The organism is Spirosoma taeanense (genome assembly GCF_013127955.1).
Taxonomy (GTDB): Bacteria; Bacteroidota; Bacteroidia; order Cytophagales; family Spirosomataceae; genus Spirosoma; species Spirosoma taeanense.
In genome coordinates this window covers 538,064-551,203 of the sequence record NZ_CP053435.1, presented here as the reverse complement: position 1 = coordinate 551,203, position 13,140 = coordinate 538,064, and the positions used below count along the sequence as shown (strand labels likewise).

8 protein-coding genes are annotated in these 13,140 nt (G+C 50.9%); all 8 read right to left on the bottom strand.

Translation table 11 applies throughout. The features are described from left to right. Positions 1-64: 64 nt before the first annotated feature. The 8 genes from HNV11_RS02420 to HNV11_RS02385 all read right to left on the bottom strand — a co-directional run bounded on the left by HNV11_RS02420 (position 65) and on the right by HNV11_RS02385 (position 13,020). Positions 65-1,153, bottom strand: coding sequence for a glycosyltransferase family 4 protein (locus HNV11_RS02420; RefSeq protein WP_240163711.1), 1,089 nt, complete (start codon positions 1,151-1,153; stop codon positions 65-67). Positions 1,154-1,190: 37 nt separating this feature from the next. Further along, positions 1,191-2,330 (bottom strand): hypothetical protein, encoded by a 1,140-nt coding sequence (locus tag HNV11_RS02415; protein WP_171738140.1) that lies wholly within the window; start codon positions 2,328-2,330, stop codon positions 1,191-1,193. A 9-nt stretch (positions 2,331-2,339) separates the two neighbouring features. Next, positions 2,340-3,704, bottom strand: coding sequence for a hypothetical protein (locus HNV11_RS02410; protein ID WP_171738139.1), 1,365 nt, complete (start codon positions 3,702-3,704; stop codon positions 2,340-2,342). A gap of 112 nt (positions 3,705-3,816) precedes the next feature. Beyond that, positions 3,817-6,366, bottom strand: a complete 2,550-nt coding sequence (locus tag HNV11_RS02405) for a hypothetical protein (RefSeq protein WP_171738138.1) — start codon at positions 6,364-6,366, stop codon at positions 3,817-3,819. A gap of 228 nt (positions 6,367-6,594) precedes the next feature. Then, complete coding sequence (locus HNV11_RS23880; protein WP_240163709.1) at positions 6,595-9,300, bottom strand: beta strand repeat-containing protein; 2,706 nt, start codon at positions 9,298-9,300, stop codon at positions 6,595-6,597. Positions 9,301-9,499: 199 nt separating this feature from the next. Next, positions 9,500-10,048 (bottom strand): T9SS type A sorting domain-containing protein, encoded by a 549-nt coding sequence (locus tag HNV11_RS02395; protein ID WP_171738137.1) that lies wholly within the window; start codon positions 10,046-10,048, stop codon positions 9,500-9,502. A 242-nt stretch (positions 10,049-10,290) separates the two neighbouring features. Next, on the bottom strand, positions 10,291-10,977 hold the full coding sequence (locus HNV11_RS02390; protein WP_171738136.1) for a class I SAM-dependent methyltransferase: 687 nt from the start codon (positions 10,975-10,977) through the stop codon (positions 10,291-10,293). A 162-nt stretch (positions 10,978-11,139) separates the two neighbouring features. Then, positions 11,140-13,020 (bottom strand): beta strand repeat-containing protein, encoded by a 1,881-nt coding sequence (locus tag HNV11_RS02385; RefSeq protein WP_240163706.1) that lies wholly within the window; start codon positions 13,018-13,020, stop codon positions 11,140-11,142. Positions 13,021-13,140 lie beyond the last annotated feature (120 nt).

Here is a 13,140-nt window from a genome sequence, read left to right as displayed (position 1 = left end):
GTTGCCAACTTCTGATTTGCCAGCCGGTTCAACGGCGCAAATCACGTATCTATTTGTTATAGACTCAAACCAGTTCGTTTATAGTTTCAATAAATTGATTCGACGAATGCTGCCAGTTGTACTGACGGTACTGGTGGTTACCTGCCTCAACGAGCCGCTTTTGCAATCCTTCATCCGTTGCTACGGCTCGTAACCCTTCGGCTATACTAGCCGGGCTGAGAGGGTCAACGTAATAAACCGCGTCGCCACAAATCTCAGGAATGCTGGTTACCTTCGACGCAACCACTGGACAACCGCACGCCATGGCTTCGAGGGGAGGAAAACCAAACCCCTCGTATATGGACGGAAAGGCAAAAAGAGTTGCCAGACTGTACAGAACCGGTAAATCGTTTGTCTCGACGTAACCCGTGAAGCGTACCCGTTCGGCCAAAGCCGGGTCGGCCTCAATCCGTTCAAAAAGACTGCTGTCCAGCGTAATAAAACCTTCCTTCTTGCCTACAATCATCAAATAAACATCGGGGAGCTCGGTCAGTAACGTCGAAAAGGCTTCTACCAAACTGCGCAGGTTCTTATTTGGTTTGACGTTTCCGACAAACAGGATAAAGCGGTCTGGCAGTTGATACTGCTCCCGAACCCGCTGCCGGGTTGCCAGGTCAGTCACCGGCCGGAAAAGCGCCTGATCAATCCCCAAATGGATCACCTTGATTTTATCGGCCCTGCCTCCGGTTAATGACACAATTTCCTGCTTCGAGTAATGCGAAATGGTTGTCACCAAATCCGGCTTTCGAACGGCGGCATTGGCAACAACCTTGGCGTACACTTTCTGCGCTGCGCTGAGCGTATGGTAGAACGCCAGATGAAATACGTCGGGAATCGTGGCCAGATGCTTGCGGGCCCGAATAGGAAGCAGTGGAATGTTATAATGGGGCGACCAGAAGATATCGCACTCCGGCACCAGAAAGGGCAACTTTAGCTGTTCCTGTACCGAATAAATTGGAAAGTCGGCTTCAATATGCTGCCAGTTCGTAAACATCCCAAAGTGGCGATCCAGCTCTGTACGACGTCCCAGCAGCGTAATCATGTACTGATCCGCTTCAAGAATATGCCGGATATACTGACGGATGTATACCCCAATCCCGGAATTGTGAATCATACGAACGTCGGCACAAAAACGAATCATTACGGCAGGCTTAAAACTGAACGCCTTTCGTGTATAGCACCAGGAACAACAAGGCAATAAAGTTGACCGGGAACATGTACAGAAATGGCAGGAATAAACTGGTTATGAAAAATATAATGAACAGTAGCCGCTGCATACTGCGGGGCCTGAACAGAAAAAAACGAATGAAAATAACGATCATGGCGACCGTAAACGGCACTGAAAACGGAAAGTAATTGACGTTCTCGCTCAAAAACCAAGTTTCATGGAATTCAATAGGCTGCAGCAGTGGAATCCCATAAAACGCCATGTTCACAATGCTGGAGTGCTGATCGATCGACTCCTGTTTGGCTTCATAAATCTGAATCGCGTAATCGAGGTTGTAAAAGACCAGCACCGCGATGAAACCCAGCAGAATAGAGAATAACCCTACATATAGTATCCGGTTTTTGCTGCTGTTCAGAAGCCAGTAGCTGCCAAAAGCGAGCAATAACAGATACCCATTGAGCGATATGGTCAGCAACACGTTGATCGTATGCAGCGTAACCAGAACGTACTGTTTTTTAAGCATGGCGTAGCCCATCAGGAATACGCTGAAAATAGCAAATGTATTCGGGTCGTCCCATAGTCCGCCAAACCGCATCAGTACGCCCTCATAGGCATGAAACGGAATAATGCGAAACGCGAAATAGTTGAAAATCACAATCCAGTTGGATGCGATGAAGATATACTGGGATACGTTTAGAATCGGGTCAATCTCATCGGCCAGCACCTGCAGATCGTCCCGGGTTACAAACGCCAGGGGCAGCAGCAGGGTGGCATAAATCAGGTATTCCAGCTCATCCGTCATTACCTCCTGATACAGGACGATAGAACCGATGTTAACGATCAGGACAACCGCTAGGAACGCGTAGATAAGCAGTAGCCTTGTCGAAATGCGGGCTGTAAACCGGCTGTTCAGATAGATCAAACCCATCATTACGGCAACCAGCACAAACTTACCAGCCTGCCAGATCAGGGGCGTTTGCTGATACCCTTCCTTGGCAAAAGCGCCGTGACTGTACTTAAACAGGTACCGGTGAAACCCATAGCACACCACCGTATAGAACAGTACATGCCAGAATATTCGGGTCAGATTAGCCGATCTGAGTACGGGAAGAGAAACATTCATGCCAGGTCCCTAATCGTTTGCGGTTCGTTCGAGCGACGGCTGATGCGTTGGTTGCTCGGACGATACCTCCCAATTGATGTATCGGTTCTCGTTATAGAATGGAATCCGGTTCCCAACTTCATTAATCAGGAACGTTTGGTTCTCCGGCCGCACAAACCGTTGCGCAAATTTGCACAGCAGAGCGTACCGATCCATGCCGATTACGCCTTTTATAAGCCGGGCAATACGCTGGATATAAGCCAGTTTCTGCTCAAATCCGGCGAAGTTTTCTTCGTTTTGCTTTCCGCCTGCCTGCTGACCAGGCTTGCTGACCAGGTTATTCTTTTTTAGAAGATCGTAAAATGAGCCGGCAGTACCCGTTCGGAACGGCTCGGCAAATAGATAACCTGACTCAAGCAGACGGCGGAACAAACGCCGATGAAAATGACTGATCGGCGTTCCATTGTCGAACGTAGCGTACGTGTACGTATACAGACGACTGTATTCACCGATGGCTTCCCTGGCCAGTTGGTTGGCGTAGTAATCACCAGCGGCATACACATCCGGAAACTTCTGGATGTATTTAGGCCGGAACTTGTCACGATCGGCGGCCTGACTGAACAGAAAATTGGAGTAGTGAAAAAAGACGAGCGGCATCAGGCCGGTGCCATCGAGTCGATTAACGACCCAGAACGCGTCGTTATGGGCTTCAATCCGGCGTTCATGCCAGTTCCAGATGGCCAGATTATAGCCTAACCCGCGCTCGATATGCAGATCCTCAATCAGCGAGGGCAAAAAATCCATCCACTTCTGATCGGTATGAAGTCCATCAATTTTATCGGCGTAGCACTGGTCCTTTAACCGTATTTTCCACCATTCAACTACCCGGCGCCCGTTGGCGCTGCTGGCAATGGCGCAGAAGCCAAAATTAAAAATGCCTACGTGCATCAGCATCCCCTCCGGCACCAGCCCGGTATACTGGCTCTGCATGGTGCAGACATGGGGCGTCACCACAACGGATGCCTGATTAAGCCGGTCGAATATGGCGTCCAAACTCGCAAACACATAAATGTCGGGATCGAAGTAAATGACCTGTTCGAAGCCCTGTTCAAAAAAAAAGTCAAAGGCGAAGGGCTTCAGAGCGGTGCAGAACTCCGTAACATTGTACTTAAAGGCCATCTCTGCCAGCTGGCCACTACCTGCCCGATCAATACCCAGCTGGCTAGCCTGAACGACCGGATAGCGCTGTTCATCGAACCGGATGACACCATCTTCCTGATCCGCGACAACAATATAAAACGGCACATCGGGGTGTTGCGCTTTAATCGAATCACCGAGGGCGTTGGCCATCGGGATATAGTTTTTGGCAACAATCGAAAAGACAGCTTTACGCATACATCCAAATTTGGTAGCCAAAGATACAACCTTTTCGGCCCTTAACGGCCTGTTGTCATGGTATAGTACAAAATGGAAGACAAAAACCCGGCTTTCCTTACCAAACGGATCACTATTCAGACAAGGTCCCGTTGGCAACCAGAGGCTCCGTTGCCTGCGAAGTGCTGTCTGACGTAATTATTGGCTGGCTATAAAACGCCAGAGCGACGGTCGGCTGGTAGACCCACGAATTACCAATCAGGGTTAACGATCGGACATTAGCTGCACTCCGGCCGTCAAACAGTTGCTGCACCGATTCTAAGTCTTTCAGGTAAGTTGATACGAGCAGGCCATCGGTAGCCGTTCGCCGGACCAGACGCGCCTGCCGGGGTGTAGCGTCGGTGGTAGTGACAAACTCGATCTGTAAAGGCGGCACTTTGTACAGGAAATTGAGCACTCGCCCCAGAAGGGTTAAGTTGATATCAATCTTTGCGAAAACCAGTTGATTCGGCAGGCGAGGCACATTTACATTCTGACCGAATTTTACCAAATGACTGGAAACGGACTGCCGGTCAGGAGCAGGGGTAGGTTGCTGACGTTTTCGCAGAAGCAGAAATGCATCGCCATGACAGCCAACAGTACGGTACCGACGCATCAACTCCGCGAACAGCATTGGCTCGTCGAAGAGTGGATACCGATTATCTATAGCCTTGAATGAGTAAAGCAGTTGCTCAGGCGCATCAGCCTGCCGGTACGACTGCGTGTTCAGACTGTCGAGCTTAGTCGTAAAGGCGGCATAGGACTGGATAATGGGCCGGGGCCGCCAGGGGAGTTCATAAGCATAAAGCAGCGTAATGTCCCAGGGAAGCACGTCGGCTGACTGACTGGCATTCAGTTCCTGCACCAGCGCTGTGTCCAGCCCATGCACGGCCCGGAGCTGCTGACGGGCTGCCAGCAAACGATCCTCCCGAACTGATGCGCTGAATACGCCTGCCAGATCGGCAGAATAATGCGGAGCCCGAAAGCCAATGATAGCCAGCGTGGCAACAAGGGAAAGTCCTGCAAACCCACGTACAAATAATCGTGCGGTCCAGGGATAGGCGAGCAGGTAAACGCCAATTATGACGACGAGCCACTGCTCAAAGAATTGAGAGAAGTGAATCCGGTCGAAGCGGATATAGCCTTCTTTAAAAGCCAGAAATAAAATAGGCGTAGTTAGCAGTAGGGCAAACAGCCAGTCTTTTGATTTCAGAAAAGCCAGTAGCAAAATCAGTCCGATACCCGCCAGTAGTATAACAGCGGCAGCCAGAAACAGAAGTCCAACGCTGTTGACCACCAGAGTACTGTTTTCATTCCACAAAGGCGTGGCCATAGCTTCCGAATAACCACTGGCGATATCAAAGCCACCCGTAATATACCCCACCAGACCCGGCAGCGGCTGACCAGCCGCCAGCCAAAGCAGGACCCCTGCGCTCAGATAGGTTAACCACACCCGGATAGGTACTCGTACGTCCCGTTCAGTTACACAAGCAAGACTATGAACTATCAACATCACGAGTGCAACGGCGAAGTAGCTAAACTTGGTCAGCGACAGCAAAGCCAGCAAAGTAGCAGCGGGCAGCGTATGACTCAGGTAATGACTATGCCGCCCCCTGACAAGTAACAGCAGAACGCCCACGACAACGGCATCCATCACGCTGTAGTCTGCCAGGAACAGCAGCAGCAGCAGCAGCGCAGCGATGGGAACTGTCAACCGGTTAGCCCGGAGCTGATTAAGGAGCTGCCGGACAATAATCCCGATGGAAAACCCAAAAATGAGCAGCGTTAGCCCAAAGGATAGAAGCAGTACCGGCTGACGCAGTAATAGGTTCGGTACCATAAGCCAGTAGTATGGCCCATACGTAAAGACAAAGTCCTGTCCCCAGCGGAAGCCTTCATTGCTGGCCCAGTTCAGCCCCAGTATCCACGATGGATCTACGCCTGTCTCAATGGGTTGCAGTTCGTAGGGCATCCGGTAGAGAACAGCGCCTACAACGGCTACTCCCACAGCCCGGTTTCCCTGATGAGCCAGCAGCGCATCCTGAAAAACCCGTTGAAAGCGTTGACCCCGTTTCGAGTATAAACCCGCTACGATCAGCAACAGCGCCAGTATAGGCAGATTATTCAGGATAACAGCCTGAATCAGCCGGGGGTCACCTGCCCAGTTAAACACATTCTGAAACACCGGAATAAAGGAGGTTACACCCACAACCTCTGCCGGAAATGCATAAGTTGTCCTGCCGTCCACACGTTCTGTCACCTGCCAGGAACCAACCACCTCAGCGGGCAAATAAGCAAACAGCCGGTCACCTACGCGTACACCAACCTGCCGAACTGCGGGTAATACACTATCAGGTATAGTTAGCTGAAGACCTTTATAGTACAGATTGCCTGCTTCACTGCGAACGAAAAGCTGGTTGGCTGACCCAGTACGTTTCAGGGTCAGCAGGCTGGGGGTACCGCCTGGTGAAATCCGGTACACATCAATGGCGGTTACTGATCTGGCGGTTACCGTGGTCAACTGCACCTCAACGGGCAGCGCGTGGTCTCCGTCAATGGTTAGTAAAACCAGATCAACAAGGCAGCAAAAAGCAAAAAACGCGATACAGACAGGTAACCAGAACGAAAAGCGGGTTAAACGCATAAAATCAGTAACCTCACAAATAATCTGGGCACAAAGGTACGTGTATTTCAACACACTAACCGCCCGAATCAGATCAGCACCAATGCAATACGCTTAGCGAAGTGGCTTCTTTATCGTTCCTTTTACCCGGCTTACCTATGCAAACACCGGACGTTTGACCTGACCAGGCTATTAGGGCCCGTGTCTGTCAAACGTCCGGTGTGCGAGACTTTTTGGCTTAAGGGTTACCTAGCGACGGGGTTTCAACTTAGTGTTCAGCCGCTTGATCTGGTGCTTCATTTGCTGATTCTCTTTCTGTAGTTGGATTACGTAAAGCGTGAGCTCTTCGACCTTCTCCAGCAGCTTGGCATCCATGCGGGCCAGATCAACCCCCTCCCTAACCACCTCCGCGGCCGAGGGCACACCCGGCAGATGCTTGTTGGCCTTCACGTACCGCTCCACCTCCCCCAGCGGACGAAGCGCATAGCCCGACCCAAACACATAGTCGCTCCAGTCCGAGCTGTTGCGTACGGCCACCTTGACCTTCTCAGTCAGAATGCCCTTGGAGACAAACAGGTTGTAGTCGGCCGGCGTCTTCTGCACGCCCGAGCCGATGATGAGCCCCTCACCCTGACGGCTGAGCAGGTAGTTGCCTTTGCGTTCCCAGAGCGACTCCACCGCTTCAGCGCCCGCGGCCTGCCGCGCCCCTGAAGCGACATTGGCCAGGATAACGTTTCCGGTTCCGTCGACGGTCAGGAACTTGCTGGCGTTCACTGAGGTGCTGGTGGCCGAGGTTATACTGGCAAGCCGCAATCCACTTGTGCCGGTTGTGCTGCTCACGATATGAAGTTTCGTTGTCGGAGCGCCCACACCGATGCCTACATTGGTGCTATTGTCGCCGAGCACAATGGCGTTACTGGCCAGAACTTTCGCGTTGGAGCCGATAGCAGTGGCATTCGTCAGGCGGTTGGCACCCGCGTCCGCCCGGAACCCTAAGAACGTGTTGTTAATGCCCAGGTTGTTATTCCGGCCGGCATCAAAACCAATCGCCAGGTTGTTATCTCCATTGACGCTGGGACCGTTACCGGCATTAGCGCCCAGATACACGTTGAAGCTCCCGCTTGAGTTGGAGTATCCGGCGTTATCGCCCAGGAAGAAGTTAGCCGTTCCCGTCGAGTTGCCATAACCCGCGTTCGTCCCCATCATGAAGTTACTGGAGCCCGTACTGTTGTTAAACCCAGCCTGCACACCCAGAAACGTATTGAAATTACCCGTCGTATTTCGCCGGCCAGCCAGATAACCGATGAATACGTTCGCTGAGCTGGACGTGCTGTATCCGGCCTGAAACCCAACAAAGGTGTTCTGATTACCCGTTGTCAGGTTAAACCCGGCTTTCGAGCCAATAATCAGGTTGCCGGCAGCCGTGTTGTTAAACCCGGCACTATCACCAATGGTGATGTTGTTGGAACCGGTCTGATTAAAGTACCCGGCGTTCATTCCCATCACAACGTTGCTGGCTCCGGTCGTATTCCGGTTACCAGCCTGGTAGCCAACAAAGGTATTACTGGCACCAGACGTGTTCAGATAACCGGCCTGGTAGCCCATCATGACGTTCCGATCGCCCGCATTATTCGTGTATCCTGCCGAATTGCCGATAAAGGTGTTGTTGTTGCCGGTCTGTGCGTTCAAACCTGCCTGATAGCCGAAGAACGCATTGCCACTGCCGGTCGTGTTGCCGAACCCGGCCTGATTCCCAACAAAGGCATTGTTGTTACCACTTGTGTTTGAGTAGCCGGCATTGACGCCAACCGATACGTTGCTGTTACCCGATGTATTGTTTAAGCCAGCGAACGAACCGATAAAGGCGTTCTGATTGCCAGTAGAGTTGTTAAAACCGGCCTGCGTACCAACAAAAGCATTGTCTGAACCGGATGTATTTCCATAACCTGCCTGATTGCCGATAAACGCGTTGTTGTTGCCGATTGTGCTGTTATTACCGGCCTGCGTGCCAATGAAGGCATTGCTTGTTCCCGTTGTGTTATTGGTTCCGGCTGAGTTACCAATGAATGTATTCGAACCGCCGGTTGTATTCCGATAACCCGCCTGGCTGCCAATCGCTACGTTATTGATGCCGGTGGTATTCGAATACCCGGCAGATGTGCCAATAAATGCGTTGTTGGTTCCCGTTGTGTTGCTATACCCGGTGTAGGTCCCCAGAAAGGTATTGCTGTTGCCGGTAGTGGTGTTAAAGCCAGACCAGTAGCCCAGCATTACGTTCTCAATGCCGGACGTGTGCCGGACACCGGCCTGATTCCCAACAAAGGTGTTAAAATTGCCGTCCAGGTTGCTAATACCAGCCTGACCACCAATAAATACGTTGCTGGCTCCTACCGTATTTCGAATACCGGCTTTGGATCCAATAAAGACGTTCCCGTTCTGAGCATTATTGAAACCGGCCGAGTCGCCAATAATGACGTTATTACTGGTTGCAGTGTTATTGTAGCCTGCCCACGGCCCCAGGAAAGTATTATAACTACCCGTCTGATTTTTGTTTCCGGCAGAATAGCCCACAAACGCATTATAGCTGCCAACCGTGTTACTGGCGCCGGCACTAACTCCCATGAACGTATTGAAGCTCCCCGTCTGGTTAGCGTTTCCGGCCGATACACCGAAAAAACTGTTCTGTGAACCATTCGTGTTAGCGGTACCAGCCGCCTGTCCGAAGAATGAGTTAGCGTTTCCTCCGGTAACCGACTGACCTGCCGCGTTACCCACCAGCGTGTTATTCACTCCGGTAACCGCCGTGTTACCCGCATTCACGCCCACAAACGTGTTGGCAGCTCCGGGCGTAGTTGAGGCTGGACCATTGATGAGTAAATTTGTTTGTGCACGACTGGTTAATCCAGTCAATGACAACACCATTGCCCAGGTGAATACTGTAAATTTTCTGTTCATAGAAGTAATCAATTGAGTCTTAAAATAAGCCTACTCAATGATAAGAGCATCTATGAACTTGTGCAACTCTTTAACTTGTTTTTAACACGCAAAAAAGGCAAATCCCCCCGGATTTGCCTTTTTCTTATCGTACAATAGCGCCGAAGCAGCCTTTTTTACCGTTTAGTAAAACTATCCGAACGGCTGTTGATTGCCGCTTCTACTTCTTCAGCAACCGGATGACTTTGCGCTCGCGGTCAGTCTGCACCTGATAAAGATAAACGCCTGTTGGGAGATCCTGCCCATCAACTTTCGTCTGGTATTTGCCCGCGGCCTGCACTTCGCCAGCGTCAACCTGACGGATTATTTTTCCCTGACCATCTGTCAGTGTATGCGATACTTTGCTGGCCGCTGGTAGGACGTACTGCACTTCAGATACGGTCTCAAACGGATTCGGATAAGCCGAAACGGTCAGAATACCGCCATTTTCGCTCGGCCGCGAAACAACTTTCTCGACACTAGCCTGAAAAACAGAACCCGCCTGAGCGGTAAAACCCGGCTGGAGCGTTACGGACTTACCAGCCACGTAGTAGGCAGCGGCACCTGCCTGTACTTCGTTACGGCCGGTCAGGTATTCAACGGCTTTTTCTTCGGTAAGCGAACCACCCGTAAGGGTACGGCTCACTTCCTGCTGAACAGGATATTCCTGCGCAACCGCCACGGCGGTGGTTAACAGGAAAAGGGCGGATGGCAGGAAAAGGTGTCTCATGTTTATGAAAAAGTGTGTATGATTCGGCTGAATGATTTTATGCTCAATCTTACTGCTTTTTTCGTTAAGTTGTTCAATCTGTTTACTTAACGTAATGTTTTATTTCTTTTACTGATTTACTAAAGGTGTTAACAAACCGCAAACGATAGTCATTCCCTGTGCTAAAGCGGCACTTTTATCTTACCAGACAATTTTTTACGTCAAACAGATGTCTGGCCAAGGATTACCGTTTGATAAATTGCTTAACGCTTCCGGCTGATTACCATGTACTGCGGAGCCAGAAATTCATCTAACAGCCCGAAGTGAAAGGGCCGCAGCGACTGGCGCCGGGGCGTCAGCGTGTAATTAGCCATGCTGCGAATCGGTTGTAACTCATCCGTTGTACCCAACGCTTCCAGATTCTTACGGCAAAAAAAGCGCAGGTGCGTCTTATCCAGAATGCCACTCGTAGTATAGCCAAAGTCGCCCTGCAGAAAGATTTTACGCCAGGTGCTTATTTCGCGAATATTCGGGCAGGAAAGGATAATAATGCCTCCCGACTTCAAAAACGCAGTTAGTTGCCGGACCGTTTTCCAGGGATCAACCAGGTGCTCCAGCACATCTCCGCACAGCACTACATCGAAATAATTCAGCGGCAGCGCAGGCATATCCGTTTCGATATTGCGGATAAAAAACTGATCAATGGCCGGGTTTTGCTGGTTCGTACCCGGCATGTCGAATAACTCTACGCCTACTACCTCGGTAGCCAGGCCCTCTTTTTTTATGGCCACCAGCGTATCGCCACCACCCGAGCCGACCTCCAGAATGCGTTGCTGGGGTTGTTTTGGAAGCTGCGCAATCAGGTCCCGTCGGACGTTGTTGAAGTAGATATCTATCTTCTCGTCATAATACTGCATAGCCGTTGACGGGGGCGTTGGCGTAGTCTCCATAGGTTTTGATTCGTTGCGTTGTTGCAGGCTTTGGCTGTAAAATTACGAAAATCCTTGACGCTGCCCTGACCCATTCGGAAGTATTTGAGCGAGAGGGATATACGAAAAATACAACGAAAGTTAGGCCTGCCCGGCCTCTATATAACTTTCGTCGTATTCATCTTACCGTTTAACCGGCTTTTGAGGCCCTTTTTTAAGCCTTGCTACTTCGCTGCGTATTGCCTCATTCTCTTTTTTAAGCTGAATAACGTATAACGTCAGCTCTTCAATTTTTTCGAGCAGCTTAGCCTCCATTTTCCCTACGTCAACCCCTTGTTTAACAACTTCTTCGGCCGAAGGAATGCCCGGCAGGTGACCGTTTGTTTTAACATAGTGTTCGACCTCCGACAATGGTTTTAACGGGTAAGCATCGGCAAAGACGTAATCGCTCCATTCGCTGGTGTTCTTCACGGCCACTTTTACTTTTTCGGTCAGGATACCATCTTCAACGAAAAGCCGGTAACCGGTGGGCGTTTTATTTACCCGCTGTCCAATAATGACTCCCCCATCGGACGTATTCTGAAGGAACTGGCCGTTCTGCCGCCAGAACGAATCGGCTAGATCACCCTGCCGGGCACCCGAGTTCACATTCGCCAGAATAACGTTCCCTACGCCATCCACGGTCAGAAACTTGCTGGCCGTACTGCCGGCCCCATTAGCGGAGGTCAGGTTCTCCAGCCGCAGCCCCGACTGCCCGCTCGTGCCGCTGGTTACGTGCAGCCGCGCCGTGGGGGCATTATTGCCGATGCCAACGTTGGCGCCATTGCCCAGCACCACCGCATTGCTGACGGCAACCGTAGCATTAGCTCCGATGGCCATTGCGTTCGTCAGCCCTCCGGACGTTACGTTAGCGCGAAACCCGATCATGGTATTGGTTGAACCCGTCGTATTATTTGTGCCTGCTTCAAAACCCAGCGCTACGTTGTTCTGACCCGTTGTATTGCTGTTACCGGCATTACTGCCAATGAACAGGTTGAAGCCCCCTGTCGTGTTGTAATAGCCAGCGTTGTTGCCCATAAAGTAATTACCGGTACCACTCGTATTACCCCGGCCGCTATTGACACCCAAAAAGAAATTGGCGCTACCTGTCGAGTTATTAAAGCCTGCCGATGCGCCAATGAAGGTATTAAAATCGCCGGTTGTGTTGTTATAGCCCGCGTTGTTGCCAATCATCGTATTAGCCGATGAGGTGGTTTTAAATCCGGCACTGGTGCCAATGAATGTATTCTGTGTGCCGGTTAGATTACTCCAGCCGGAGTACCAGCCGATGAATGTATTACCGTCGCCAGTCGTGTTGCCGTTACCAGCGCTATAACCCACAAAGGTGTTATTTGACGTGAGATTATTTGTTCCGGCGAAGCAGCCTACAAACGTATTTTGATTACCCGTCAGATTATACGTCCCGGCGGCCTGCCCGACAAACGTATTGTATTGACCCGTCGTGTTCCGATTGCCGGCGTAGCCTCCCAGAAAACTGTTATAGGAGCCTGTTGTATTGTACACGCCAGACTCTATACCCATGAATGCGTTGAATCGGCCCGTCGTATTTGCCGCTCCGGCATACGTCCCGAAGAACGCGTTCTGCGAGCCGGTCGTATTATCCTGCCCCGCGTTGGTTCCGAAGAAGGCGTTGGCAAAACCGGTTGTATTATAGGTTCCGGCCGATACACCGACAACAGTGTTCTGCCCCCCTGTGGTATTGGCATTCCCGGCAAACGTACCGACAAATACATTGTTAGGCCCGGATGTATTAGCAGTTCCTGTTCCGAAGCCCACAAAGGTATTGTTCGTGCCGGTTGTCAGCTGTGTACCAGCGCTTTTACCAACGGCCACGTTGCCCGAACCGGTTAATGAACCATTTCCGGCCTGAACCCCAATCAACACATTGTTCTGCCCCGGCGACCCTGTGCCCGTGCTAAGTACTGTATTTGTGTTTTGTGCCCTTACGTTAATCTGGAGCAGTAGCAAGCCCCAGCCCAGCCCATAGTACAGTTGATTTTTCATAGTAGCGTAGTTTGCCGAAAGTTGATTAAACGGTAACAATATCACAGAATAGAAAAGGATTTACTTGATAATGTTCAAAAAACTTAGGCAATAAGCGAACAAGCCTTTCAAGGTGACACC

Bases quoted from the DNA above. Each gene is read 5' to 3' on its own strand.
- HNV11_RS02395 (WP_171738137.1), bottom strand. From the start codon at position 10,048: ATGAGACACCTTTTCCTGCCATCCGCCCTTTTCCTGTTAACCACCGCC.
- HNV11_RS02415 (WP_171738140.1), bottom strand. From the start codon at position 2,330: ATGAATGTTTCTCTTCCCGTACTCAGATCGGCTAATCTGACCCGAATA.
- HNV11_RS02385 (WP_240163706.1), bottom strand. From the start codon at position 13,020: ATGAAAAATCAACTGTACTATGGGCTGGGCTGGGGCTTGCTACTGCTC.
- HNV11_RS23880 (WP_240163709.1), bottom strand. From the start codon at position 9,300: ATGAACAGAAAATTTACAGTATTCACCTGGGCAATGGTGTTGTCATTG.
- HNV11_RS02405 (WP_171738138.1), bottom strand. From the start codon at position 6,366: ATGCGTTTAACCCGCTTTTCGTTCTGGTTACCTGTCTGTATCGCGTTT.
- HNV11_RS02390 (WP_171738136.1), bottom strand. From the start codon at position 10,977: ATGGAGACTACGCCAACGCCCCCGTCAACGGCTATGCAGTATTATGAC.
- HNV11_RS02420 (WP_240163711.1), bottom strand. From the start codon at position 1,153: ATGATTCACAATTCCGGGATTGGGGTATACATCCGTCAGTATATCCGG.
- HNV11_RS02410 (WP_171738139.1), bottom strand. From the start codon at position 3,704: ATGCGTAAAGCTGTCTTTTCGATTGTTGCCAAAAACTATATCCCGATG.